We start from the raw sequence: 25,486 nt of genomic DNA, 5'->3' as shown, positions 1-25,486 counted from the left end.
TCGCCCACATCGTCCGCCATCGCGGATTTATACATCCCAAATGCGTCCGCCATCGCGGACGGACCCTTTGACAAACACCCAAATTGATTGCTTACCCAATCCAATATTCGCGCAACACGCTTAAATAACAGTCGATTAATATCAGCATGGTTCCATAACGCGAATGGCACGCTTCTTGGTAAGTATATGGCAACAGACACCGGGCATGTCGGTCGATGCCCGTCCGTGCCGGAAGGCGGTTGGACAAGGCCAGCCGGTACGGGGGAATGCGTCGGACGCATTCCAGCCGCAGGGGTCCGTGGCGCAGTCGGTGCGCTGCGGGCGAAATCGGGGCGCGCCGTTCCATTGGAACGGCGCGCCCCGCACGTTTTCGAAGGTGCAGCCAACGCACGCGCCAAGCGCACGGGCACACGGGCGCAGCGCCGCACGCAGCACACCGGACGTTGCACGCAGGACTTTCCGAAGGGATTGTGGATACCGCGCGCCTGCGCGGGAAAGGCGAAACGCGGGGCGGGGAACGCCACATGCCCGCAGCAATGCACGCCGTACGGGCAAGGCTGCACGCAACATCGAGAGAGAGAAAGAGAGGGGGGGGCCGCAGCATACCCGGCCCAACCGGGTCATCCGGCCCGGTTGCGACATGCTGTCCGGTTGCGACATCCGGTCCGGCTCACGCAGCGGACCCGAACCGGAAAATCAGCCCGCCCGAAAAACCATCCGGCTCGGGAAATCAGGCAGCGCTGGACATCAGGCGGTTCTGGAACTCAGCGAAAAATCAGGCGGATTCGCCCAGCAGTTCCAGCACCTTCTGGCTGAGTTGCTGCAAATCGGGCTTGGCGAACTGCGCGTCCGCGCCCACCGATTCGCCCTTGTGCCCCAGCCGTTCCGAGACCAGCGACGAAAACAGCGCCACGGGCAGGGCGCGCAGCGCGGAATCTTCCTTGATGCGGCGGCACAGGGTCAGCCCGTCCATGCGCGGCATTTCGATGTCGGAGACCACGGCCTGCACCAGATCGGACAGGGGCACGCCCCTTGATTCGGCCTCGCGGCGCAGGCCGTCCAGCATGTCCCACGCTTCCTGTCCGTCGTTGGCCTGCAGCAGTTCGAACCGCCCGCTGGCCTCCATCAGGTTGCGCACCAGACGGCGCACGCTGCCGGAATCGTCGGCGTGCAGAATGCGGTAACGGCGCGGCGGCAGATCCGGCTGCGCGTCCGGCGGCACGGCTTCCGTGGTCCCGCTGGCGGCATCCGCCCCCTGCCCCCGCTCTCCGGCGGATGCCGAAGCCAGGGGCCGTTCCATGCGTATGGACAGGTCCGGGTGCATCTCGGCCACGATGCTTTCCATGTCCAGCAGAAACACCACCCGCTCGTCCAGCCGGACCATGCCGGTGATGGAATTGCGGCTGGCCTCCTGCAGGAAGCGGCCCGGGGCCTCCACGTCGGTCCAGCTGATGCGGTGGATGCGGTTCACCCCGGACACCATGAATCCGGTGATCACGGTGTTGAATTCGGTGACGATGATCTTGGGCTCGCCGCTGGTGTCGCGCGGGATGCCCAGGTACTTCGCCAGATCCACCAGCGGGATGACCCGCCCGTCGCGGTGCGGAAAGGCCCCCAGCACCGCCGGATGAGGCATTTGCGGCAGTGCGGTGATGGGCTGCATGCGGATGATTTCCACCACCTTGGCCACGTTGACGCCATACCGACGCCGCAACGAGCCGCACGCGAGCGGGGCAGCAGCGCCAAAGGCCCCCCTGGTCGGCACTTCGGCCACGCAGGCGTCGTCCACGCCCAGGCCTTCGGGCGCGCCGCCAGGTCCGCCAGACGCGGTACTGGGACGCTCCAGACCGTCGGATACCGCGCCATCCGGCGCGGCCTCGTCCACGAAAAACTCGACGATCTCGAGTTCATTGGTGCCCGATTCCAGCAGAATGCCGGTCTGCCCCATGTTCCCTCCCGGCTGGCGCTGCCGCGCCCTGCCCCGATGAGCATCCGAAATGCGCCGTTGCCCGCCGCGACCCGGCAAACCCGCTGTACGGGCCCTATACCTGGTGCGCAGCGCAGGGTACGCCGCACCCGCATCCGGATGATGGCGCCCGCGTCGGCCCGGCGGCAACCAGCCGCCGTGCCCCCCGGCATCGTTCGGCGCGTAATATAGCGCCTTTCCCGGCAAAGGGCCACCGGGCAGCGGCTTCCTTTCGCGGTTGTATCACCCCGGAATCGTGCCCGTATCCTGCCGGTGTCCCGTCGGTGTCCCGCCGGAAACGCGCAGCACCCCGCCAGCGCGACGGCACGCGGTTTTCCCTTGCACGGCACCGCCGCCGGGCCTACAACCCGCAGTGTTCCGCACGCTGCCGACCGGCGGCAGCCACAGGACTACCGCCTCTCCATTTCTGGCGCCCCTGCGCACCGCACGCACGCCGCCAAACCGCCATCGACACGCCCATGCCGCACCCCCGCCAGCACGACGCATCCGCTCCGCCCCAGCAGCCCTCCGCACCGGGCGTGCCATCGTCCTCGTCCGAGTTCCCCGCAGGCCACGTGCACGGCCACGCGTCCGGTCCCGGGTCCGGTCACGGTCGCGCCCTCCACGCAAGGGCGAGTGGAGAGGGCAAGGGCGGTGGCCGCCGCGCGTCACGCCTGGGGCTGGCGCTGCCGCTGCTGGCCTGCGCCGTGGCCCTGGGGGCCATCCTGGCGCGCGACCCCCGGCTGCTGGCCTGGCACGCCGCGTGGCCGGGACTGGTGCGCCCCTTGCTGCACATGCTGATGATCATGGGCGTGGGGTTGGCCGTGGGACTGGCCGTGGAAGCCTTTGGCTGGACGCCGCTGCTGGCCCGACTGGCCCGTCCGGTAACCCGCTGGGGCCGCCTGCCCGACGACAGCGGCGCGGCCTTTGCCACGGCCTTCCTGTCCGCCGCCGCGGCCAACTCGCTGCTCATGGAGGCGCACACCGCCGGGCGGTTGTCCGCGCGCGAACTGCGCCTGTCGTACCTGCTCAATTCCGGCCTGCCGGTCTTTCTGCTGCACCTGCCCACCACGTTCTTCGTGGTGGGGCCGCTGGCGCGCACGGCAGGCATCATCTACCTGACGCTGAACGGCGTGGCCGCGCTGCTGCGCACGGCGCTGGTGCTGCTGCTTACCCGCCGGGCGGAACCGGCGGACACGAGCGGCGCCAAGGACACGAGCGGTGCCAAGGACGGGAAAGGAGACGGGCGCGGGCCACTTCCCACCGGTCAGGGGGCACCCCATTCCGGCGCATCCCATTCCGGCGTCGTGACCGTGCACGGGCAACACGGGACACAGGGGGCCCGGCAGGATGGGCCCGCCGCCCCAGCCCAGCGCCTGAGGGCGGCACTGGCGCTGGTGGGCACCCGGTTCCGCCGCCGCATAGGCCGCATGGCCCTGTTCACCGCGCCCACCTATCTTGCCATGTACGCCCTGCATCAGGTCGGGGTGTTCGACACCCTGCGCGACCTTGCAGCGGGGGCGGCAGGCGGTGCCGCCGGGGGCTTCGGCATGGGCATCCTGCCGGTGCAGGCAGCAGGGGTGGTGATATTTTCCGCCGCCGCAGAATTCTCGTCCGGGGTGGCCGCTGCCGCCGCCCTGCTGGACGCCGGTTCGCTGGACACGGCCCAGACCGCGCTGGCGCTGGTGCTGGGCACCATCGTGGCCACCCCCATCCGGGCGCTGCGCCACCAGCTGCCCGCGCACACCGGCATCTTCACACCCCGCCTGGGGCTGGTGCTGCTGGTGCAGAGCCAGCTGTTCCGCGTGGCCAGCCTGGCCGCCGTCACCGCCGCATGGTGGCTGGCCGCCCACTGACGCCGCCCGCTTTCCCCGCAAAAACGCGCGGACGGGGCGGGCACGGTTGTTTCCGTGTCCGCCCCGTCCGTATTCGCCAGGCGCGCTTCGCCAGTCAGCATGCCTCAGGCGGCCTGCATCAGGCCGGGGTATCCCGTCCGGCGGTCATCCCCCGAAAACTCCGTGCAACTTCCGCCTACTTCGTGTTGTCCTTGGTGACCTCGTCGGGTTCGTTCATGGCCCCGCGCAGTTCGCGCACGGCCTTGCCCAATGTCCGTCCCAGCTGGGGCAGCTTGTCCGGCCCGAAAACGAACAGGGCCACTATGCCCAACACCAGCAGATGCATCGGCTGAAACAATTCTCCGATCATGATTCCATCCTGTGCAAGCGCATGCTGCGCGCAAAAATGCTGCCCACCGCGCGCGGTGCATGCCGGAAAACTTTCCCGACGCCGCACGCCCCTGCCATTTCATACGCCCGAATGCCATGATGCGCCAACTTGTGCAACCATGATCCACATTGTGCGGGCAACCTGCACAAACGGATGCGCCCCGGAATATCCCTTGGGGCCATGCCTCCGAGCTTGCAACGCGCCTTCGGGGCAATCCCTCTGCCCCTAGCTGTCCACCGCCTGTCGGGCGGGCAGCCGCACGGTGAACCGGGCGCCCTCTCCGGGCACGCCGTCGCAGGTAATGCTGCCCCCGTGGGTACGCACCACGATGAAGTAGCTGACCGCAAGCCCCAGCCCGGTGCCCACGCCCGGAGGCTTGGTGGTGAAGAACGGCTCGAACACCCGCCGCCGCACGTCCGGCTCCATGCCCGGCCCGTTGTCCTCGACCACGATGACCACCTCGTCGCCCTCGCGCCGGGTGCTCACGTGCAGGGCGGGGGTCTGTCCGGCGGGATAGTCCTTTTCCGCCATGGCATGGGCCGCGTTCTTGAACAGGTTCAGCAGCACCTGCTCGATCTCGGTGGGCACGCAGGTCAGGGTATCGACGCTTTCGGCGTAATCGCGCACCACGTGCAGCTTGCGGAAGTCGTACTGGCGGCGCAGGTCATAGTCGCTGCCCGCCAGGGCCAGCGCCCGTTCGGCCAGGGCGTGCGCCCGCGCCGTGGTGCGCCGCCCCTGCCCAGGCCGCGTGAATTCCAGCATGGTGGCGATGATGTCCGCCGCGCGGGCGCCCGCATCGCGAATGCCTTCCAGCATTTCGGAAATGCGCCGGGCCTCCATGTAGGTGCGCATGGCCACAAGGGACACCCCGGCATCGCGCGCGGCCTGTGCGTTGGCGGCCATATCCGGGTCCAGCCTGCGGATGATGTTCTGCACGCCCTGCAACACCGCCCCCAGCGGGTTGTTCAGCTCATGCGCCATGCCGCCCGCAAGCCCGCCCACGGACAGCATCTTTTCGGTCTGCACCAGCATGTCGGCCAGACGGGCGCGCTCCGTGACGTCATCCACCCGCACGATGACGGCCCCCGGCACGCCGGGCGCGGCACCCTGCCCCGAAAGGGGAAACAGCATCACGTCCAGATGGCGCAGCCGCCCGTCCGTCACGCGGGGCACTCCCTCGAACCGGGCGGCCTGCCGCAGGGCCACGGCCTCGTGCACCTGGGGGGTCGCGCCCACCAGCCGGGCCAGCACGTCCGCTGCCGGGCGCCCGCGCGCGGCATCGCGCGAAATTCCGGACGCCTCTTCCGCCGCGCGGTTCCAGTGGATGACCAGGCCGTCCGGCCCCACCCCGGCCAAGGCCGAGGGCATGGCCTCCATCACCGCGTCCAGGAAGTCGCGCGCGGCGGCAAGGTCGCCCAGGGCCTGGCGCAGGGGGGTGACGTCCAGGATCACCCCGTCCAGAAACTCCCTGCCCGCCTCGTCGTGCACCCGCCGACCCTGCTCCATGACCGCGCGCAGGGTGCCGTCCTCGTGCAGCACCCGGTATTCCAGCGAAAAATACCCGTCCGGATCGGTGGCCGCCGCCATGTCCGCGATGACCCCGGCGCGGTCGTCGGGGTGGATGATGTGTTCAAGGGGCAGGCCGCCCTGCTGGTATTCCGCCGCCGGATGCCCGGTCAACTGTTCCACCTGGTCGGAGACGAACAGCGCCCGCCACGGCGACGTGGCCTCGCAGCGGTAGACCACGCCCGGCAGGTTGGCCACCAGCGTGCGGAAGCGCTGCTCGCTCTCGCGCAGGGCCAGTTCGGCGCGGCGCAGGTTGTTGAGGTCCACGTCGATGCAGTACATCTCCGGCTCGCCGCCCGGCCCCTGCAACGCCACGTGCGAAGAATACACCGCCACCGGGCCGCCGTCCTTGTGGCGCAGGCGCAATTCGCCCGCGCGGGGGGCAATGCCGGTTTCCACCCAGCGGGCCATGTCGCGGCGCACCTCGTCGGCCATGTCCTCGGGAATGATCAGTTCCTCCAGCCGCCTGCCCACGGCCTCCTGGCGGGTGAAGCCGTACAGCCGTTCGCTGGCGGCGTTCCAGAAGAACACCCGCCGCTCGCGGTCGTAACCCTGCACCGGCAGGTTCAGGGCGTTCTCGATCAGCGAGCGGAACCGCGCCTCGCTGCGGCGCAGGGCCTGTTCCGCGGCGCGCTGTTCGGTGATGTCGATGTTGATGCCGAGAATGCCGAGCAGGCCGTCGGCCGTCTCGTCGCGGATGGGGGTGACCATGCTGGCGAAGACGCGTCGGGCGCCGTCCGGCAGTTGCACCTCGTGCTCGTGGCGCACCGTCTCGCCCGCCATTACTCGGGTGTTGATGTCCTGCCACCCGGCGCGGGTGGCCTGTGGCACGTCCCGCTCGCTGTCGGGCGAGTTGGTCAGGTCCCCCCACAGGGCCACGGAAATGTCGCTTTGCATGACCACGCGGCCACTGGCGTCGCGGGCCCAGAAATCGAAGGGGATGTTGCGGATCATGGCCCGCTGCATGGCCGCCGAGCGGCGCAGTTCGCCCTCCATGACCCGGCAGCGGGTGGCATCGGAAAAGACCACCGCGAACCGGTTCGGCCCCGCGCACCAGGCCCGCACATCCCAGTGCCTGCCCATCAGTTCGTCGCGGTGTTCGAAGGAGGCGCTTTGGCCGGTGGAGACCACCCTGCCGTAGATGTCCACCCACTTGCGCTCGATGCCGGGCAGCACTTCAAACAGTGTGCGCCCCAGCACCCTTTCGCGGGAAAGGCCGGTCATGTCCTCGAAGGCGGGATTGACGTCGAGAAACCGGTAGTCGCGTGGTTGGCCGTGCTCGTCCCAGAGCATTTCGTGCAGGGAATAGGCACCGGGCAGATGCTCCAGCAGCAGGCGATGCTGCTGGGCCACGTCACCGGATTCCGCACCCGTCGGGACATCGGACGGCGTACTGCGCGCGGCACCGGGCGGAGAACCCGACGGAGCGCCGCCGGGAACATTGCCGGGGTCATCCGGACGATCGGAATGCGCGGGCTCCGGCCCGGTTGCGACGATGCCGTGATCGTGGTGGCCATCGGCTGCCATGCGAATCGCTCCCCCCTGCGGCGCGCGCCGCGCCCATTCCTTCACCAGTTCCGGCACCAGTCCCGGCACCAGTCCCGTTCAGCCTGCCCCATGCACCGACCCGTTTATCGCGATGCCACGGAGAACGCACCGAAATTACTCGTCGCGCCATACAGGCTACACCAGAACGCGCCCTCGCGCGACAGGAACTTGCAGCCTCGGGGACACTTCGCTGCCTTCCGGCGGATGGCCGACGGGCGAAAGGCCTACTGGAGACCACCCCTAACGCTTGCCGGGCAGGAAAGTGGCCCGCAGAAACCGCATGTCGAGAAACGCCAGAGGGTTGGCCACCACCCTGTCGGGCAGCAGATGGTACCAACGGTATCCCAACTTGCGGTAGTAGGCGCGGGTCCTGTCCGCGCAGCCCGCCTCGCGCGCGGCCTGCATGGCGGCATCGCGCTGGCAGCGCGACGAGGCCAGCGGGCGCAGCAGACGGGGGGTGAAACCCCAGCGGTCCAGCATGCGGCGCATCCGCAGGTATTCGCGGTAGCGGCTCAGGCCGTCGGCCCCGCACAGCAGGGCCAGCCCGAACCACCCGGAAGCGGGCATGAACAACAGCAGCCCCATGGCCAGCGCTTCTTCCGCCAGCGCTTCCAGCGCCACGCGGGTCAGCCCTGCACCGATGAGGGCGGAGACGCCTCCGGTGGCATGGGGCAGGGGCGCCGCCCGCAGGTAGCGCATGGGGCCGGACAGTCCCCGTCGCAGCAGCCTTGCAAGGCCGCCCGCCCCGCTCTCCGGCACCCGTCCCGCGTGATTGGCCTGATTCGTCTGGCCCGTCTTGTTTGTCTGGCTTGTCTGGCCCGTCTGGCAGGCCTGCCCCGCATGGCCGGGCTGGTACACCCGGCCCCCGCAACGGGGGCAGACGCCCGGCGTGTGCGCACGGCCCGGCGCGACGGGGCGCGGAGCATGTCCGGAGACCGCGGAGGGTACGGGGGTACGGCAGGGCGCGGGCGTGTTCATGGCATGGAGATATTGGGAGTGAACCGGGGGAGGCCCGAAGCGGGCCGACAAACAGCACTGGCACACCAGACCGGCCATGCTGTTTCGTACCATCTGGCTAACCGCTCCGCGCCGCAAGGGCAAGTCCGCGCGGCGCGCCCGCGTTAAATAGTGTGAACCGGTGTAAATGTGCCGCTGCGGCCCGAACATATCCGCGCGCATCTGCTATGCACGGGCAAAGCACCGCGTCATGCAGGCGTTCCGCGCCTGCCCGCCGCAACGGAGGCCGCCATGGCAGACAACGTCGTTCACATTCCCGCCCAGCGCCGGGCCAGGGTGATGCTGGTGGTGGACTCGCGCGCCCAGGCCATCGCCTGCGCACCCGTGGTGCGCGCCCTGCGCGAGGGCGCCGCCCGGTTCCACCCCATCGTGGTAAGCGCGGGCCTGCACCGCGACCGTTTCGTGCCCACCCTGCGCGATCTGGACATGGAGTGCGACATCGACCTCAGCCTGCCCGGCGACATCGACGAGGGCCAGTTCCACCTGCTGGCGGGCAACGCGGTGCTGCGCTTCGGGTTGGTGGTCTCGCGCCTCAGGCCGGACATCGTACTGGTGCAGGGTGCCTCCGCCACGGCCCTGGCCGTGGCGCTGACCGCCTTTCACAACAACGTGCCGGTGGCCCACATCGACGCCGGACCACACGGGCAGCAGGCGGGCACCCCATCGCCCGAGGAAGGCAACCGCCGCTGCATCGCCGCCGTGGCATCGCTGCATTTCGCCGCCACGAAAGAGGCGCGCGAGGCGCTGCTGCACGATGGCGTGGACGACGCGCGCATTGCCGTCACCGGAGCCACCGTGGCGGAAAGCCTGCACCGGTTCGCGGAAGCCAGCCAGGCGGGCAGCCCGGCCCCGGAAGGCGCGATGCATCACGACGACGCCACCATTTCCCGCGTCCATGCCGTCCAAACCACGGGACGGGGCACGAACCGGCACACGGGGGGGGACGCCGGACAGACCATGGGCGCCGCCGCGCACGCCCCGAAAGTTCCGGATATCCGCCCGGTGTCCCTCAGAAGGGTGCCCAAACGTGCCCGTGATGCGGCGGACATCGCGGCCACGCCGGTGCCCGCCGCCCCGGCCACGGCACGCGCCGCCCGGCCCCTTCCCCATGGACATCGCGTGCTGGTAAGCCTGCACGGCCTGCACGCCAGCCCGCAGGCGCTGAAGGACATCTGCGCCGCAGTGCGCGAACTGGCCCTGGCCCGTCGCGACACAGGCTTTCTGGTGCCGGTGGGCAGCCACCGCCCCCTGCGCGATGCGGCCATTCCCCTGTTGGGCGCACTGCCCAACGTGCACCTGATGCCGGTGCCCCCGCTGCCGGAATTCGTGGCCTGCCTGCGCGCCGCCCGCCTGGTGCTGACCGACGCGGCGGACGTGCTGGAACAGGCCGCCGCGCTGGGCGTGCCCGTGCTGGCCCTGCGCGCCACCCCGCACCTGCCCGGCGCGGTGCGTGCCGGACGCGCCCGGCTGGTGGGAACGGACAAGGCCGCCATCCTGCGCGAGACGGCGGCCCTTCTGGATGATGGCGCACATCACGCGGCCATGGCGGCGGCCTGCACAGCCCCCGGCGACGACAATGCATCCCGGCGCATCACCCTGGCGCTGGACCGGTTCATGACCGGCCTGGCCCCGCTGCTGCCCCCGCACGCGGAATTCCGGGCCTAGCGCCCCAGGCTGTCACCACACCCCGGCGAAAGGCGGCTACTCCGCCTCCACCCGGTCGCGCCCGCCGTTCTTGGCGCGGTACAGGGCGGTGTCTGCCCGGTGCAGCAGTGCGTCCACGCTGTCGCCTTCGCGGAAGGCCGCCACCCCGGCGCTGAGAGTATGGATGCGCCCCCCCTCGAACTGCGTGGCCCGCAACGCGCCCCGCAACCGCTCCGCCAGTTGCACGGCCTCTTCCGCCGTGGTTTCCGGGCAAAGCACCAGGAACTCCTCGCCGCCCCAGCGGCCCACGGTATCCGCCCCGCGCACGCTGTCCCGCACCACCCCGGCAAAGACCTGCAATGTCCTGTCGCCCGCCAGATGGCCAAGCTCGTCGTTGACGCGCTTGAAGTGGTCGATGTCCAGAATGACGATGGAAAAGGGGCGCCGGTAACGCTGGGCCCGTTCCACCTCGCGCCGGAACAGTTCGTTCAGGCGGCTGCGGTTGGGCAGGTCGGTGAGCGGATCGGTGCGGGCCAGGCGCTCCAGCACCGCATTCATGCGCTTGAGCCTGCGGTTGTACCACAGCACCACCCCGGCCAGCAGCGCGAAAAATCCGGCCACGCGGGCCACCAGCCAGTAATCCGCCGACGTCTGGGCGGTGATGGGCACGTGCCGGTTGACGATCTGCTGGCGCTCGTCGTCCGTCAGCGAACGGATGCCCCGGTTCAGCACGGTGCGCAACTCGGTGCGCAGCAGGGGATCGTGCCGCACCACGCCCATGCGCAGCTTGTTTTCGTATTCCGGCAGCTTGCCCGCGATCTTCAGGTTGAACAGCCCCTGCTGGCGAATGGTGTATGCCGCCACGATGAGCGAACGCATGGTCATGTCAGCCTTGCGTTCCTCCACCATGCGGATGGCCTCGGCCTCCGACTCCGCCACCAGCACCTTCAGATTGGGGTAGTCCTTGCGGACCAGTTCTTCCATGGCCGTGCCCCGGGGAAACACGATGGTCGCGCCCTCCAGCGCCGCCGGGTCGATGATGGCCGGGTGCTCCACGCGGGTGATGAACACGTTGGGGTCGGTCAGCAGGGGATCTGTGAAGCCCAGCCACGCCTCGCGCTGCGGCGTCTGGTTCAGGAAGCTGAGCACCTGGCAGCGGCCCTCACGCGCGGCGGCGATGCTTTCATCCCACGTGGCCGTGGGCACCAGTTCGAAGGACAGGCCGGTGCGCTGCGCCACCAGCGCGATGATGTCGGCGGCAATGCCCGCGTGGCGCGGCTGGCCGTTGCGCACCTCCACCGTTTCGAAGGGCGGCCAGTCCGGGTCCACGCACAGGGTGACCGGGCCGGATTCGCGGATGAAGCGTTGTTCCGCCGGGGCGAACCGGACGTCGGCGGGGCCGGAATCCGCCCGGCAGATGCCGGGAAATGCCCCTGCCAACAGCACTGCGAGCGGGAGGACGTGGAAGAGCATCAGGGACAACCGGCTGAACATCAAACAACCTCTTGGCGGTACGGAATGCGGCGCGCGCACGGGAAGGCGCCCCACTATCCGCATAGTGTACCGGTACTCCCCGGTGGGGCAAGAAGTATCATTCCGCCTGTATCGAACGGCAGCCCTCGCGCTTTTTGCGCGGCGGCGCGCATGGCCGTACGGAGAACGCGCTGCGAGCCACGACAACCGGTATGCCAGACGACGTTGCGGGGCGGCGCGGCCCACCCCGCAACGCGCCAATGCGTGACGGGCGCCGGAGAAATCTCCGGCGCCCGTCTTTGTCGCTGGCTGGAGGCGACCGGCATGGCTCAAGGCCGGTGCCGGTCCGATCCAGGTCGTGCCGTGTTACGCGTTGCCGTCCTTCCCGTGGGGACGGTGCCCGCCCGGCTCGTGCTCGTGCCGCCCGTTGATCATGCCCTTAACCAGACTGAGCGGCGTCGCCCCGGTGGTGGCAAGATACAGGTGACCCACGCAGAACAGCGCGAAGCAGATGACGATGACGAAGTGCGCCGCCACCAGGAACTGGCGGGGGCCGATGGATGCCGAAACCGATTCCGGCAGGAGCAGCAGCAGGCCGGAGGCGATGAGCACCGGCATGCCCAGCAGGAACACCGCCAGATAGGCCACGCGCTGCAACGGGTTGAACCGCCGCTGCGCCGTCACCGGGAAGGGATGGGCCTCGCCCCGGAAGATGCCGAAGCAGTAGTGGCGCGCCTGGATGAACAGGGCGCGCAGGCCCTCGCCCGGCCCCGGCAGGTACTGGCGGATGTCGCCGGTCAGGAACGCCCTGGCCACGTACGCCAGGAAGTTCAGGCCCAGCAGCACGCCGCCCGCGTTGTGGATGCGGGTCGCCGCCTCCAGCCCCAGCGCCCACGGGCTTTCCGTGAAGCGCACCGAAAGGCCGGTGAAGGCCAGCACCACGAACAGCGCGGCGTTGATCCAGTGGGTTACCCGCACGAAGCCGGGGTACACGAACTCCGAGGTCAACAGACCATGGGGACCATGCGGACCGCGTTCCTTCCTGCCCGTCACCATGCGGCCCAGCCCGTGCAGCACCACGAAGGCTACCACGGCGGCAAGGGCGGTGGCGGCCGGACGGTCCAGTTCGGGCATCACCCGCTTGGGCGGGAAGTAGCCGGAGGTCACCGGGCCCGCGCCTTCCACGTGCACGCTGGCCCGCACCACGATGAGCGATTCGCCCGAGGTGTGGCAGGTGGCGCAGTTGCGCAGGGCGGTCTTCTTCTCGCCGATGAGGTGCGAGTCGGGCTTGTCCATGGAGCCGTCGGCGTCGTTGGGCGTGTGGCATTCCACGCACATCACCGAGCGGCTGTGGGCGTCCCAGTTGGCCAGAAACGAGTGCGCGGACTTCGCGTCGGGCACGGAACGGCCCGACAGTTCGCGCAGCCTGCCCGCATCGCCGTGGCAGGTCAGGCACTGGGCGTTGTACATGGCCGTCAGCGGCGCGTAGGCCACCTTGGCCGGGTTCTTGGGCTGGGCGTGCGGATTGTGGCAACTGTCGCAGGACACCTTGTCGCCCAGCTTCCGGGCGTGGGTGCTCTGCCCGAAGGCCTTCACCTGGTGCGCCAGGCCCACGTTGTGGCAGGACAGGCAGGTTGCATTGTCCGGCCTGGCCACCGCGTGGGGTTGCAGCAGGAAGCTGTCCTCGCCCTTCTGCCCGATGTGACAGGTGGCGCAGGGCAGGTTGGCGTGCGTGCCGTGCATGTAGCCTGCCCGGTCGATGTGCAGGTTCAGCGTCTTGCCGCGTTCGGTCACCGGGTGGGGCGGCGTGTCCGCGCCGTGGCACGACAGGCAGGCCGTGCTCTGGGCCGTCACCCCGCGCTTGCCGGACAGCAGCAGGGCCTTTTGCGCCTCGTCGCCGACAAAGGGCGTGGCGATGACCGTGCCCATGGCATCGGTGGAGGTGACCGCGTTGGAGGCCACCTTGCGATGGCATGTGGCGCAGTCGCGCGAGGCCGTGGGCGGATACCCCGTCCCCCCCGTTCCGCCCGTGCCATCAGACTTGTTGGTGTTGTTGTGGCATTTGAAGCAGGCCTTGTCCGTGAAGTGGTCGGCCATGGTGATACGGGCCGTCTTCTTGGTGTCGAAGAGCTTCGAGTGGCAGTCGTCGCACCGGAAGCCCTTGGACGCGTGAAGCCTGCCGTCGAACATGACGGTCCCCTGGCCTCCGCCGCCGTAGCGCAGGGCCTTCCCTTCGCTGGTCGCCAGGGCAAGCCCCGGCCAGGCGGTCAGCAGAGCCAGGAGCAGGAGACTCCAGGCTCGTTTCATGCCTGCACCTTCGCGATGATGTTGGAGGTGGCCTTGCGCACGTCGGCCACGCCGGTCAGGGTCATGGCCACGGTCAGTTCGTCCTTGATGGTGTTCATGATCAGTGCCACGCCGTCGCGGCCCGCGCCGTGGGCACCGCGCACCAGCGGGCGGCCGCACAGGCAGGCGTCGGCCCCCAGGGCCAGGAACTTCAGCACGTCCTGCCCGCGCCGCACCGCGCCGTCCACCAGGATGGTGGTCTTGCCCTTCACGGCGGCGGCAATGGCGGGCAGCACCGTGGCGGTTGCCGGGGTGTAGTCCAGCACGCGGCCGCCGTGGTTGGACACGCAGATGCCCTTGGCGCCCACTTCCACGGCGATCTTCGCTTCTTCCACCGTCATGATGCCCTTGATGATGAAGGGCAGGCTGGTGGACTTCACCAGTTCGGCCAGCTGCTTCGGGGTCTTGGGCTCCACGGTCTGGCCGGGCACGGCGCGCGCGGCGCGGCCAGCCGAGTCGATGTCGATGGCCACGGCCACGCCGCCCGCCTCTTCAACCATGCGGATGCGCTTGATGATCTCTTCGTTGGTCTTGGGCTTGATGGTCACGATGCCCTTGCCGCCGAACTGGGTCTTGAGCACCGAAATGCGACGCTCGAACACTTCCATCTTGTCGCCGATGCCGTCGGCCACCCAGCCCAGGGTGCCCGCGTCAAGGCAGCCGCCGAGAATGGAGTTGATGTACTCCTCTTCGGTCATCTTGTTGCCCATGTTGTAGGTGACGCCGCCGGTGACGGCGGAGGTCACGGGCATGGACAGCTTCTGCCCGAACAGGGTGGTGGTGAGGTCGGGCTTCTTCACGTCGTGGAAGGTGCGCATGACCAGTTCGATGCGGGCCAGCGCATTGTAGTTGTTCTTGAACGCCTGGCCCGAGCCGATGCCGCCCATGCCGGGCACCTCGCCCGCGCAGGCCACGCCGTCGCATTCCGGACACACCCGGCAGATGGGATACAGCTTTTCGCGCGCCACGCGCAGCACGTCGCCCATCTTCAGCTTGGCGCCGGGCGCGGCGGGGGCGGCAGCAGCGGGTGCGGCAGCAGCAGCGGGCGCGGCGGCGTCGGCTGCCTGCGCGGTCTTGGCCAGCACGGGGGTAAGCAGCGCGGCGGCGCCAGCCACCATGCCCGCCTTGATGAAGTTGCGGCGGGTCGCGTCGGTATCGTTCATGTCCTTGGTCATCGGAAAACGCCTTCCTTGTGTTGTGGTTGCACGGGAGATGTGTCGTCGGTCATGCGAGTGAGGCCAAATCAGGATTTTTGTTTGTTGGCGAGGAAAACAAGCCTGCCATGAGGGCGCATACTCTTATCGTATTCAACCGAAATGGCAGGCGAAGTTTGACGACGCCAACGAGCAAAAAGACGATTTGGCCCCTACTTCGCGGGAACGAACGACTTGCCCACCACGGCCTGCGCCGGGGGCGTGAGCATGAATTCGAAGAACGCCTTGACGTTGGCGGACGGATTGACGGCGATGAGCGACAGGGGGCGCTTGAGCGGGTAGGCCCCGGAGCGCACCCCGGCGGCGTCGGGCGTGGCGCCGTTCACGGGCACGGCCACCGCGCCGGGCAGGGCAAAGGACATGGAGGCGGCGGTAATGCCCCCGGCATCCTTGACCACGTCGGCCACGCAGTCGGTGGCGTCGTCCAGTTCCTTCACCGGGCCGTAGGGGGTGTCGCCCAGCACCATGGACTTGAAGGCCTTCACCGTGGCCCGGCCGCCGTCCAGCCTTTCGCTGTACACGGTGATGGGCGCGTCGGCCCCGCCCACGTCCTTCCAGTTGGTGGCCTTGCCGGAAAAGATGTCCTTCAGCTGGGCCATGCTCAGGCCCTTGATGGGGTTCGCGCCGTGCACGAACACGCCCATGACGTCGTAGCCGATGACCACGATGTCGGTGAGTTGGGCCTTTTCCTGCGCGGTGGGCTCGCTGGCCAGGCCGCCGAACGCCACCTTGCCCGCCACCACGGCCTTGAAGCCCGCACCCGCACCCGCGGTGCCAACGGCCCCGAACTGCACGCCCGATTTGGCCGTGAACAGTTTGGTCGCCTCCGGCAGGATCACCCCGCCGATGGTGCTGGCCCCTTCGTAGGTAAGGGGTGCGGTATCCGCCGCCATGGCGGGTGCGCCGCAAACGGCAACCCATGCCGCCAGCGCGAAAGCGCCCAACAATGCCCGCCGCACGGCGGATCTGACTGCGCCAATCTGTTGCATACGTACTCCTGCTTCGTTCGTTGCGGCGCGCGGCCCCATGCCGCGCGCGCCCCGGGGGCTTTCGTGGCGGCCCAGCCCGTCTGGCCCATCTGGCCCGCCCGGCCCACCCGTGGCCGCAAACGCAAAAGCAGGTACGATGCCAGCCCGCAGCGTTCCGGCAACATTGCAGAATCAATGTGATTATTTGAACAAGTCAGGAGAGGGCGAGGCGCGAAGGGGTATGCCGCAGGGAATGGAATCCCGCTGGAAACGGCAAAGACAAGCGTGCACGCCGTATCGGCGCGGCTTGCCCGATGGCATGATATGCCGTTCGGCATACCCCATCGCCGGGGCACGGCGGCGGGGAATCCCGGCGGGGCTCATGAAGCGGAAGGATGGCGGGGGAATGCGTCAGCTGGCGTCGTCGTCGCGGCGTTGTGCCTTCAGGCGCTTGGACAGGGCGGACTGGGTGACCCCCAGCAGCCGCGCGGCCAGGGTCTGCCGCCCGCCGGAACGGGCCATGGCCTCGTCCAGCAGCAGCCGCTCCGCCTGGGCGAAGCTGGGCAGGGTGGGCAGCCCGGCAAAGGGGTTGTCCCCCTCCGCCACGGCGGCGGCCACGGCGGTTGCCGCTTCCGGCGTGCCGATGTGCCGCTTGAAGGCATCCATGGACAGCATGCGCCCGGCGTGCAGGCTGACCGCGTCGTAGACCATGGCCGCCAGTTCGCGCACGTTGCCGGGGAAGGGATAGCTGGCCAGCAGCGCGGCCAGTTCCGGCGGCGGGGTGGGCTTGCGCTTGCCCATGGCCGCCGCCGCCTCGCCCAGAAAGTGGTCCAGCAGCGGGGCGATGTCTTCGGGCCGTTCGCGCAGGGGCGGCACGGCCACGTGGTGGGTGCGCAGGCGAAAGAACAGGTCGCGCCGGAAGCGCCCTTCCCGCTCGCTGGCGGCAAGGTCCGCGTGGGTAGCGGCGATGACGCGGGCGCACAGCCTGCGCGGCTGGTCGCTGCCCAGCGGATAGTATTCGCCCTCTTGCAGCAGGCGCAGCAGCTTGATCTGCGAGGCGATGGACAGGTCGCCGATCTCGTCGAGGAACAGCGTGCCCTCCGCCGCCTCTTCCACCAGCCCCCGGCGCGGAACGTCCGCCCCGGTGAAGGCGCCGCGCACGTGGCCGAACAGCGTGTCGGCGAACACCGCGTCATCCAGCCCGGCCACGTTCAGGGCCACCAGCGGGCCGCGCCTGCCGCTCAGTTCGTGGGCGGCGCGCACCAGGCTTTCCTTGCCCACGCCCGATTCACCGGTGACCAGCAGGGGCCGGGGGCTTCTGGCCACGGCCTCGATGTAGGCAAAGATGGCGTGCATGGCCGCGCTGCGGGTACGGATGGCGGCAAAGGCCTCTGGCTGGCGCAACTGGCCCGACACCAGGCGGCTGGCCACCTGGCGATTTTCTTCGCGCAGTTCCAGCATGTGCATGGCCCGCGCAATGCCGCCCACGATGCGCGATTCGTCGTCGGTCTTGACGTAGTAGTCGTACGCCCCAAGGCGCATGCATTCCACGGCGGTGGCCAGCTGGTTCATGCCCGAAAGCACGATGCAACACACGTCTGGGTGGCGTTCGGCAATGGCGGCCAGCAGATCGGTGCCGGAAACGTGCGGCATGGTCAGGTCCAGCAGCACGAGGCCGATGCCCCCCGCATCCAGGATGTCCATGACCTGCCTGCTGTCCTGGCAGGCGCGCACGTTGGAGAACCCGGCGGAAAATTCCAGCAGCAGGGTCATGGAGGCCAGCCAGTCCGCCTCGTCGTCCACCAGCAGGATGCCGGGGGCCGCGAGGCTTTCCGGGGTGTTCGGGCAGTATCCGCTCATGACGCGCCGTCGCTTGCCACGGGCAGCACAAGGCGCACGGTGGTGCCCCGGCCCGGTTCGGAGGTAAAGTCCAGACTGCCGCCGTGCTCCTGCACGATGCCCGCCGAGACGGAAAGCCCCAGCCCCGTGCCGCCGCTGGCGCGCTTGGTGGTGTAGAAGGGGTCGGTCAGGCGGGGGATGTCCTGCGGCGCGATGCCCACGCCTTCGTCCGCCACGGTGAGCACCACCGACCTGCCGTCCGGCGCGGCGACGGTGGAGACGGTGATGCCTCTGGCGAGCCTGTCGTGCCTGTCGTGCCTGTCGTGCGGTTCGGGCGGTTCGGGCGGTTCGCCCGGTCCACCAGCCTCCGGCGCGGGCAGGGCCTGGCAGGCGTTCAGCAGCACGTTCACCACCACCTGCTCCATGCGCGAGGGGTTGCCCCATACCGGCGGCAGGCCGGGGGCGAAGTGCGTGTCGAACCGCGACGTGGCCTTGGCAATGGAACTGCCCACCAGCCGGATGGCCTTTTGCGCCACCTCGCCAAGGTCGAAGGACTGGTGGTCGCTGGCCGGGGCCACGCGAGAGAAGTCGCGCAGGTCGTCCACGATGCGCCGGATGCGCTGGGCGCTTTCCTCCACCACCTCGACGATGCGGGGCAGCTTGTCGCGGATGCGCGAATAGCTGCTGCCGCCCAGCGGAAAGTCGCCCTTTTCGCTGTACACCTCGTCCAGCACGCGCATGGCCTCTGCGTTCAGCTTCTTGAGAATGGGCACGTTGACCAGGATCAGCCCGTTGGGGTTGTTGATCTCGTGCGCAACGCCGGAAACCAGCACCCCCAGGGCGGCCATCTTGTCGGCCTGCACCAGTTGCTGCTGGTTCTCGCGCAGTTGCGAAAGGGCGTCGGACAGCGAGCGGGTGCGCTGGTCCACCTGCCGCTTGAGCGAGCGGGTCCACAGCGCCGCCGCGCACAGCAGAAGCAGCAGCGGCCCCAGCACCACGGCGGCGTAGCGCGCCACCACCTGCGCGGAGATGCCCTCCGTGTCCATGACGCCGAACCACTTGCGGCGCAGTTCCTGATAGCGGCCGGACTGCTTGACCAGCGCCAGCCCCTCGCCCAGCAGGGCCAGGGTGGCCTCGTCGCCGTGGCGCACGGCAAAGCCGTAGGGCTGGCTGGTGACGCTTTTCGCCACCACGCGCACGTTGTCGATGCCGTCGTGCTGTAACGTGAACATGCCGGGCAGCATGGCCACCACCGCGTAGTCGGCCTCGCCCCCGGCAAGGCGGCGCAGCCCGCCCACGGGGGTCTTGGAGAAGATCAGGTCCTTCTCGTAGCCCATGCCGTCGAGGATGTCGTTGATGCTGCCGCCGGGGTGGACGATGACCTTTTTTCCGGCCAGTTCCTCCAGCGACAAGACGGCGGGCGTGCCCTTGCGGGCGAAGATGGCGTGGTTGATGGTGGTGTGCGGCGGGGTCAATTCCGCCTCGCGCAGCCACAGGTTGGAATACGGAGTGCGTTGCAGGGCATCCACCGTGCCGTCGGCAAGGGCGGTGTGCAGGCGTGACCAGTCCATGAGCACGAAGCGCACGGGCACGCCCATGGCCTCTCCCACCGCGCGCGAAAGATCCACGTTGAACCCGGTGGGCTGGCCCTTGTCGTCCAGGTATTCGTAGGGCGGATAATTCCTGTCGCCCCCGATGATAAGGACACGCTGCACGTGAGGAGCGTCCTGCGGCTGTGGGGCGGGGGCGGCTTCCAGCGGCTGGACGGCGTGGGCACGGGGAACCTGCGGGGCAGCCTGCGGGACAGCCGGAGCCGGAGAAAAGGCAGAAGCCGGAGCGGCACCGCCAGCCGGGGAAGCAACTGGAACCGGGGGCGTTGCGTTGACCGGGGAACCCGTGGTGGCAGAGGTGACGGCGCGGACAGAAAAGCCCGTGGGGGTGACCGCAGGGGTGACCGCGCAAGCCGGACCGACGGGGGCGGCGATGCTGGCAAGGCACACCGCAATGGCAAGGACAAGCACACGGGCCGCGCCCGGCAGGGTGCTGCTGGTGGCGGGGCCGGGGCCGTTCATGTCTGGCCGGAATGCCGGTTTGCTGCTGGGGGTACGCACCCGCCAGTCATAGGAACTCGGCGGGGTGGCGTCAACGTGACAGGGTGGGGAATGGGGTGACGAAGGGTGACCGCGCCACATCACCGCTCACAATCGGATGAAAACGGATGAATTTATGGATTGACGAATCGGATGTTTTCGGATGAACATATGGACATGATCACCACCGACTCCTTGCGCATCACGCCGGAATTTCTTGGCATGATTGCGGAAATCGATGAATTCAAGGGGGCCTGGAAGGCACTGGGCACCCTTGCGCCCGAACGCCTTTCAGCCCTGCGCCGGGTGGCCACCATCGAAAGCGTGGGGTCGTCCACCCGCATAGAGGGCAGCAGATTGTCCGACAGCGAGGTGGAACGGTTGCTGACGCACCTTTCCGACCATGCCTTCACCACGCGCGACGAGGAGGAGGTGGCAGGCTACGCGCAGACCATGGAGCAGGTCTTTCAGGCATGGGAGCACATCACCCTGACGGAAAACCACATCCGACAACTGCATCGGGACCTGCTGCGACACAGCCACAAGGACGGACGCCATCGGGGCGGGTACAAGACCGCGCCGAACAACGTGGCGGCCTTCGACGCGGAAGGGCGGCAGATCGGCATCGTCTTCGAGACTGCGGCGCCCTTCGACACGCCGCGCCTGATGCGCGAACTGGTCGAATGGACCAACGCCACGCTGGAAACCAGAAGCCTGCATCCGTTGCTGGTCATCGGCATCTTCACCGTGGCGTTCCTGGCCATCCACCCCTTTCAGGACGGCAACGGTCGCCTGTCGCGCATCCTGACCACGCTTCTGCTGCTGCGCTGCGGGTACGGCTACACGCCATACAGTTCGCTGGAAAGCGTCATCGAGAACAACAGGGAAGGCTACTACCTGGCACTGCGCCAGACGCAGGTGACCATCCGCGCCGACGCGCCCGACTGGCAGCCCTGGCTGCTGTTCTTTCTGCGCGCCCTGCACCAGCAGATGCAGCGGCTGGAACGAAAGGTGGAGCGGGAACGCATCCTGCTGGCGGCGTTGCCGGAACTTTCATTGCGCATCATGGACCATGCCCGCGCGCATGGCCGGGTAACGCTGAAGGAAATGACCATCCTGACCGGGGCCAGCCGGAACACCCTGAAGGAACACTTTCGCAGGCTGGTGGAAAGCGGTCAGCTTGCCATGCAGGGCAAGGGCCGGGGGGTGTGGTACGGGCTTTCCTGACGACATCCGGTCAACAGCGTCAGACGCAACAAGAAGAGCCACCGGGAATTTTCCTGGTGGCTCTCGAAATTTGGCGTCCCCAAGGGGATTTGAACCCCTGTCGACGGCGTGAAAGGCCGTTGTCCTGGGCCGGCTAGACGATGGGGACGCACCGGCGCGCCGGTGGCGCGGAGCGATTCAATAGCCAACGGGGTGGCCGCGCGTCAACTGTTTTTTCGCCGGGTGCGGCGGGCCGTGGCAGGCAAGCCCAAGCTCCCGCCCCGTGCTGCCAGCTGCCCGCCCGGCTCCAGTTCGCCCAGCCCAGTTCGACAAGTCCTCCTGCCCGTTCCTGCCTGCCCGTTGCGGCACCACCGCCCCGCCACCGTCACCCTGCGCCATCCCCCCGTGCCGAAACGTCTTTCACCCCTTCCCTCTCTCCCCTTCACGCACCTGCACCGCGCCGCCCACCGCCCCGCCCGCTCCCCCCTCACAAAATAACGCCAACAGCCACCCGTCACGCTTGACGACACGCCACGCGGCCTTATCCCTATAGCAAGGGAAAGGTCATGCATGTCAGGAACACGTCAGGGAAGGCCCCTGCTTCCCAGACATACATGGCAGAGGCCCGCGGATGCTCCCCTGGCAGCCGCAGGTAAACCCCGGCGGAGGATGCGAAGGAATAATGCCGACGGAACACTTCCCGATGAAAGGGATTTGCCGGTGAACCTGGTCCCTAGCCCATACGGCAACGCCGGGGCGGACCAACCGACGGTTCGGAAAATTCAGGCAAATCCCTTTCTGTTTGTCGTTATTTCCTGATATAGGCGGACGACACTGGTCACATGCGCACGCGGCTCGCACTCCGCGTGGCCGCGCAAGACACCAAACCATCCATCAGGCCCCAGCGCCGGGCACGACCATGTTCCGCCTCGAACCGCTCACCAATCTTTTCGACCTGCTGCACCATTACTGGGAACACCCGCGCACCCAGCGCCGGGTGGCGCTTGGTCTCATCTTCGCGTTCATCGGCGGCATCATCGCCATCGAATTGAACCGGCGCGGCCTGCTGGCCGGTCTGCCGGTGGAACTGACCCGCTTCGTTCCCTCCAACCACTTCCAGGCCGTCAACTTCGCCTTCACCATGCTGCTGGTGCTGGAAGTGATGAGCCTGATCCTGGTGCTGTCCTGCTCGCTGTCGCGCTCGGTGGGCAAGCAGTTCGAGATTCTCGCGCTGATCCTGCTGCGAAACTCCTTCAAGGAGCTTTCGCACATGCACGAGCCCATCAGCCTTTCGCTCGACCTGCAACCCGTGCTGCACATCATCGTATCGGCCAGCGCCGCGCTGGTGATATTCCTGTGCCTTGGCCTGTACTACAAGGTGCAGCGCCCGCAGGGGTACATCACCTCGGCCATGGACCGCATGCACTACGTCATGGCCAAGAAGCTTCTGGCGCTCGGCCTGTTCGTGGCCTTCATCGGCATTGCCCTGTGGGACGGCTGGATGTTCGCCACCACCGGCCAGTCGTTCGACTTTTTCGAAACCATCTACACGGTGCTCATCTTCGCGGACATCCTGATGGTGCTGGTGGCCCAGACCTTCATGCCCTCGTTCCACGCGGTGTTCCGCAACTCCGGCTACGTCATCGCCACCCTGCTCATGCGCATAGCCCTTGGCGCGCCGCCGTTCTGGGACGCCGCCGTGGGCATCATCTCGGCGCTGTTCGCACTGGCGCTGACCTGGGCCATCCGGGTGTTTCCACCCAACTCGGTGTCCTCGTCCTGCTCGTAGGCGGTGGCCGCAGGCAGGACACAACGGAAAAACGACCACGAAAAAGGGGCGTTCCGCCATGGCGGAGCGCCCCTCTGTTGTTCCTTCCGCGCGTCGCATCCGGCCAGGCACTGCCTTGGCCCGATTTCTCCTGCCCGGCTGTTCCGGCCTGACTGTTCCGGCCAGACTTCCTGGCCGAACCGTTCCAGCCTGCCGGTCGGACCGGTTCATGGCCGACGCGCCACCTCGTCTACATGCGCCAGGTGCCGGGCTCCTCGCGCAGATACATGTCCATTTCCTCGCTTATCCCCACCCGCACATCCTCCTTGTTGTCGGTAAGGCAGATGTTGCGGTCGGGGTCCAGCCCCACATCCAGGGCCAGCCCTTCCAGCCGTTCGATCAACCGTTCGAAGTCGTCCCGAACGACCGGGTCGCTGTCCCATACGTGCCGTGGCACGCGCGCTATGCCGGTGAACATGCGTATCACCTCCCTCGCGCCGGGCGCGATTGGTGTCTCGTCCCAAAACATAAGACCGCAACGGCGATGTTCAAGACATGGGGGGGCCTGCCCGCGCCGCCGTCCTGCCGCCCTTGCTGTACCCCGTCTTGCCGCCGGCACTGGATGGCGCACCCCGCCCCCCTCCCCCGACCGATCCGGATGCCCCGCCCCTCGCGCGCACGAAAAGACGGGACACCCCGCAAGGCGCCCCGTCCGTTTGACCATGTATCATGCAGCCGCTGCACGCCGCCCCCCGATTCCGGAGGCAACGGCACGCCGCCCGGCTACATCCGCTCGATGATGGCCTTGGCCGGGATCAGCCCGGTGGCCGCAGCGGACACGATGTTGCCCGCAACGCCCGGCCCGTCGCCCGCCACGAACAACCCCTTGAGCGAGGTTTCCAGCCGGTTGTCCGTCTCCACCTGGGTGGCGAAGAACTTGATCTCCGGCGCGTAGAGCAGCGTTTCCTCGTTGGCGATGCCGGGCATGACGTTGTTCAGCTGCTCCAGCCCCTCCACCAGGTTGGTCACGATGCGTTCCGGCAGGGCCATGGCGATGTCGCCGGGCACCACGTTGGTCATGGTGGGCTCTATGTAGCCCTTGTTGATGCGGTTCCACGTGGACCGGCGGCCCCGCCGCAGATCGCCGAAACGCTGCAGGATGGGCTTGCCGCCGCCGATGATGGTGGCCAGCCGCCCGATGGCGGTGCCGTAGCCCTGGTTGTCGGACACCGGGTCGGTCAGCACCACCTTGGACAGGAAGGCGAAGTTGGTGTTCTCCGACTTGCGGTGGCGGTAGGCGTGGCCGTTCACGCACACGAAGTCCTGGTAGTTCTCCAGCGCGATGAACCCTTCCGGGTTGGTGCAGAAGGTGCGGGTCTGGTCGTCGTACTTGTCGGTCTGCACGAAGAAGGTGGGGTCGTAGATCACGTCGGTGATGTCCGACATGATGTCCTTGTGCACTTCCACGCGCACGCCCACCTCTATGCCGCGCTGGCTCACGGCCAGGCCGTGGCCGCGGGCCAGTTCGCCCACCCAGTCCGCGCCCACGCGGCCGGGGGCGATGATTACCGCCTTGCACGCATATTCGCCCTTGTCGGTGACAAGGCCGCGCACCGCGCCGTTTTCCACGGTAAGGGTGCGCACTTCTTCACCGGTGCGGATATCCACGCCCTTGTCGCGGATGTGCGCGCACATGGAGGCGATATGGTCGGGCAGGCAGTCGCTGCCAAGGTGCTTCTGCTTGATAAGCAGCAGGTCGATGCCGTGCTTCTTGGCCTGCTTGCGGATGGCCTTGGCCGCCTCCATGTCCGAGGGGTAGACCGGGCCGTCCATGCCGAAACGGTTGAAGATGGTCTCCGTTTCGTTGATCAGCGTCTCTGCCTCGGAACGGGGCATGAACTGGGTAAGATCTGTCTTGCCCAGCTTGTGGATGAAATTGAGCTTGCCGTCCGAAAACAGGCCGCCGCCGCCCATGCCGGACAGAATGTGGCACGGCTTGCACTTCAGACACTTCTGCGTCTTGTTGATGGGGCAGCTGCGCTTGCGCACGTCCTGCCCGCGCTCGATGAGGCAGATGCGCAGGCCGGAATGCTCGGCAAGGTGGTACGCGGCGAACAGCCCGGCCGGGCCGCCGCCCACGACGATGACGTCGAACTGATTGGAACCCTTTGACATGGTGAGAACTCTCCCTGAACGGATCATTGCGGCATCCGCGCGGCATGGGGAAAGGGGCACGTGCGTCGCGCCGTGCCACGGGCACGCCGAAGGGGCGCAAGCGGTGTCGCATGCGCCCGCAGTGACCGGCCCCGTCAGCGCCATTGGCTGCTTGCAGAACAGCAGACTCCAGGCGCCGGGCCGCACGAAGGCCAGTTTACCCTGCACCGCAAGAGGCAAGCTGTCAAGGCGGTCGCGGGGGTGTTTCCTCGCCGCCCCCACTGGCGCGGCGACAGGGGATGCGTTATCAGTACACAATGGCGGACCGTACCGGACGCGCGCCACCGTCTTTGCCCTGCCCGGGTCTGACCGGGTCTGCCCGGATCAGCCCGGATCGGACCGGACCGTGAAGAATGGGCCCGGCCCGTGAAGAACCAGACAGGGCCAGACACGCGGGCACT

16 protein-coding genes and 1 tRNA gene are annotated in these 25,486 nt (G+C 68.0%); 4 read left to right on the top strand and 13 right to left on the bottom strand.

Going from position 1 to position 25,486, the window contains the following annotated elements:
* Window positions 1-775 precede the first annotated feature (775 nt).
* Window positions 776-1,948: a chemotaxis protein gene (locus tag K6142_RS02020; protein ID WP_190246044.1), complete on the bottom strand. Its 1,173-nt coding sequence runs from the start codon at window positions 1,946-1,948 to the stop codon at window positions 776-778.
* Window positions 1,949-2,445: 497 nt separating this feature from the next.
* On the opposite strand from K6142_RS02020, the gene K6142_RS02015 reads away from it, so the two are divergent.
* Complete coding sequence (locus K6142_RS02015) at window positions 2,446-3,822, top strand: nucleoside recognition domain-containing protein (RefSeq protein WP_223380735.1); 1,377 nt, start codon at window positions 2,446-2,448, stop codon at window positions 3,820-3,822.
* A gap of 175 nt (window positions 3,823-3,997) precedes the next feature.
* Here K6142_RS02015 and K6142_RS02010 read toward each other — a convergent pair whose 3' ends face one another.
* The 3 genes from K6142_RS02010 to K6142_RS02000 form a co-directional block, all read right to left on the bottom strand.
* Complete coding sequence (locus tag K6142_RS02010) at window positions 3,998-4,171, bottom strand: twin-arginine translocase TatA/TatE family subunit (protein ID WP_015946268.1); 174 nt, start codon at window positions 4,169-4,171, stop codon at window positions 3,998-4,000.
* Between the two features lie 246 nt (window positions 4,172-4,417).
* Window positions 4,418-7,285, bottom strand: coding sequence for a PAS domain S-box protein (locus tag K6142_RS02005; protein WP_190245138.1), 2,868 nt, complete (start codon window positions 7,283-7,285; stop codon window positions 4,418-4,420).
* Between the two features lie 261 nt (window positions 7,286-7,546).
* A complete protein-coding gene (locus K6142_RS02000; RefSeq protein WP_190245137.1) occupies window positions 7,547-8,005 on the bottom strand; it encodes a hypothetical protein in 459 nt (152 codons plus the stop codon).
* 549 nt (window positions 8,006-8,554) lie between these two features.
* On the opposite strand from K6142_RS02000, the gene K6142_RS01995 reads away from it, so the two are divergent.
* Complete coding sequence (locus K6142_RS01995; protein ID WP_190245136.1) at window positions 8,555-9,988, top strand: UDP-N-acetylglucosamine 2-epimerase; 1,434 nt, start codon at window positions 8,555-8,557, stop codon at window positions 9,986-9,988.
* Window positions 9,989-10,024: 36 nt separating this feature from the next.
* On the opposite strand, the gene K6142_RS01990 is transcribed toward K6142_RS01995, so the two are convergent.
* The 6 genes from K6142_RS01990 to K6142_RS01965 all read right to left on the bottom strand — a co-directional run bounded on the left by K6142_RS01990 (window position 10,025) and on the right by K6142_RS01965 (window position 19,522).
* Entirely contained in the window at window positions 10,025-11,440 is a 1,416-nt protein-coding gene (locus K6142_RS01990) for a diguanylate cyclase (protein ID WP_223290375.1), read from the bottom strand.
* 366 nt (window positions 11,441-11,806) lie between these two features.
* Complete coding sequence (locus K6142_RS01985) at window positions 11,807-13,747, bottom strand: cytochrome c3 family protein (RefSeq protein WP_190245134.1); 1,941 nt, start codon at window positions 13,745-13,747, stop codon at window positions 11,807-11,809.
* Window positions 13,744-14,961 (bottom strand): alpha-hydroxy-acid oxidizing protein, encoded by a 1,218-nt coding sequence (locus K6142_RS01980; protein ID WP_190245133.1) that lies wholly within the window; start codon window positions 14,959-14,961, stop codon window positions 13,744-13,746. The genes K6142_RS01985 and K6142_RS01980 overlap by 4 nt, the downstream gene beginning before the upstream one ends.
* Before the next feature lie 191 nt (window positions 14,962-15,152).
* Window positions 15,153-15,893 (bottom strand): substrate-binding domain-containing protein, encoded by a 741-nt coding sequence (locus tag K6142_RS01975; RefSeq protein ID WP_190245132.1) that lies wholly within the window; start codon window positions 15,891-15,893, stop codon window positions 15,153-15,155.
* 486 nt (window positions 15,894-16,379) lie between these two features.
* On the bottom strand, window positions 16,380-17,828 hold the full coding sequence (locus K6142_RS01970) for a sigma-54-dependent transcriptional regulator (protein ID WP_190245131.1): 1,449 nt from the start codon (window positions 17,826-17,828) through the stop codon (window positions 16,380-16,382).
* Window positions 17,825-19,522 (bottom strand): transporter substrate-binding domain-containing protein, encoded by a 1,698-nt coding sequence (locus tag K6142_RS01965; RefSeq protein WP_223380734.1) that lies wholly within the window; start codon window positions 19,520-19,522, stop codon window positions 17,825-17,827. The genes K6142_RS01970 and K6142_RS01965 overlap by 4 nt, the downstream gene beginning before the upstream one ends.
* A gap of 546 nt (window positions 19,523-20,068) precedes the next feature.
* Between K6142_RS01965 and K6142_RS01960 the strand changes: the two genes are divergently transcribed.
* Window positions 20,069-21,124, top strand: a complete 1,056-nt coding sequence (locus K6142_RS01960) for a Fic family protein (RefSeq protein ID WP_223290373.1) — start codon at window positions 20,069-20,071, stop codon at window positions 21,122-21,124.
* A gap of 71 nt (window positions 21,125-21,195) precedes the next feature.
* On the opposite strand, the gene K6142_RS01955 is transcribed toward K6142_RS01960, so the two are convergent.
* Window positions 21,196-21,272, bottom strand: a tRNA-Glu gene (locus tag K6142_RS01955).
* 750 nt (window positions 21,273-22,022) lie between these two features.
* On the opposite strand from K6142_RS01955, the gene K6142_RS01950 reads away from it, so the two are divergent.
* Complete coding sequence (locus tag K6142_RS01950; RefSeq protein ID WP_190245130.1) at window positions 22,023-22,892, top strand: hypothetical protein; 870 nt, start codon at window positions 22,023-22,025, stop codon at window positions 22,890-22,892.
* A 229-nt stretch (window positions 22,893-23,121) separates the two neighbouring features.
* Here K6142_RS01950 and K6142_RS01945 read toward each other — a convergent pair whose 3' ends face one another.
* The gene (locus K6142_RS01945) at window positions 23,122-23,349 is read right to left on the bottom strand and encodes a hypothetical protein (protein ID WP_015946262.1); all 228 of its coding nucleotides are present in this window, start codon (window positions 23,347-23,349) and stop codon (window positions 23,122-23,124) included.
* 305 nt (window positions 23,350-23,654) lie between these two features.
* Complete coding sequence (locus K6142_RS01940; protein ID WP_190245129.1) at window positions 23,655-25,046, bottom strand: NAD(P)/FAD-dependent oxidoreductase; 1,392 nt, start codon at window positions 25,044-25,046, stop codon at window positions 23,655-23,657.
* Window positions 25,047-25,486 lie beyond the last annotated feature (440 nt).

Source organism: Nitratidesulfovibrio sp. SRB-5 (genome assembly GCF_019931275.1).
Lineage (GTDB): Bacteria > Desulfobacterota > Desulfovibrionia > Desulfovibrionales > Desulfovibrionaceae > Cupidesulfovibrio.
Note: the sequence above shows the minus strand (reverse complement) of the source record. Positions and strands in the feature narration are given on the sequence as shown.

What these genes read in the sequence shown, in the direction of transcription:
- K6142_RS02020 (WP_190246044.1), bottom strand. Translation starts at nt 1,948, where the DNA reads ATGGGGCAGACCGGCATTCTGCTGGAATCGGGCACCAATGAACTCGAG.
- K6142_RS02015 (WP_223380735.1), top strand. Translation starts at nt 2,446, where the DNA reads ATGCCGCACCCCCGCCAGCACGACGCATCCGCTCCGCCCCAGCAGCCC.
- K6142_RS02010 (WP_015946268.1), bottom strand. Translation starts at nt 4,171, where the DNA reads ATGATCGGAGAATTGTTTCAGCCGATGCATCTGCTGGTGTTGGGCATA.
- K6142_RS02005 (WP_190245138.1), bottom strand. Translation starts at nt 7,285, where the DNA reads ATGGCAGCCGATGGCCACCACGATCACGGCATCGTCGCAACCGGGCCG.
- K6142_RS02000 (WP_190245137.1), bottom strand. Translation starts at nt 8,005, where the DNA reads ATGCGCTACCTGCGGGCGGCGCCCCTGCCCCATGCCACCGGAGGCGTC.
- K6142_RS01995 (WP_190245136.1), top strand. Translation starts at nt 8,555, where the DNA reads ATGGCAGACAACGTCGTTCACATTCCCGCCCAGCGCCGGGCCAGGGTG.
- K6142_RS01990 (WP_223290375.1), bottom strand. Translation starts at nt 11,440, where the DNA reads ATGCTCTTCCACGTCCTCCCGCTCGCAGTGCTGTTGGCAGGGGCATTT.
- K6142_RS01985 (WP_190245134.1), bottom strand. Translation starts at nt 13,747, where the DNA reads ATGAAACGAGCCTGGAGTCTCCTGCTCCTGGCTCTGCTGACCGCCTGG.
- K6142_RS01980 (WP_190245133.1), bottom strand. Translation starts at nt 14,961, where the DNA reads ATGACCAAGGACATGAACGATACCGACGCGACCCGCCGCAACTTCATC.
- K6142_RS01975 (WP_190245132.1), bottom strand. Translation starts at nt 15,893, where the DNA reads ATGGCGGCGGATACCGCACCCCTTACCTACGAAGGGGCCAGCACCATC.
- K6142_RS01970 (WP_190245131.1), bottom strand. Translation starts at nt 17,828, where the DNA reads ATGAGCGGATACTGCCCGAACACCCCGGAAAGCCTCGCGGCCCCCGGC.
- K6142_RS01960 (WP_223290373.1), top strand. Translation starts at nt 20,069, where the DNA reads ATGGACATGATCACCACCGACTCCTTGCGCATCACGCCGGAATTTCTT.
- K6142_RS01950 (WP_190245130.1), top strand. Translation starts at nt 22,023, where the DNA reads ATGTTCCGCCTCGAACCGCTCACCAATCTTTTCGACCTGCTGCACCAT.
- K6142_RS01945 (WP_015946262.1), bottom strand. Translation starts at nt 23,349, where the DNA reads ATGTTCACCGGCATAGCGCGCGTGCCACGGCACGTATGGGACAGCGAC.
- K6142_RS01940 (WP_190245129.1), bottom strand. Translation starts at nt 25,046, where the DNA reads ATGTCAAAGGGTTCCAATCAGTTCGACGTCATCGTCGTGGGCGGCGGC.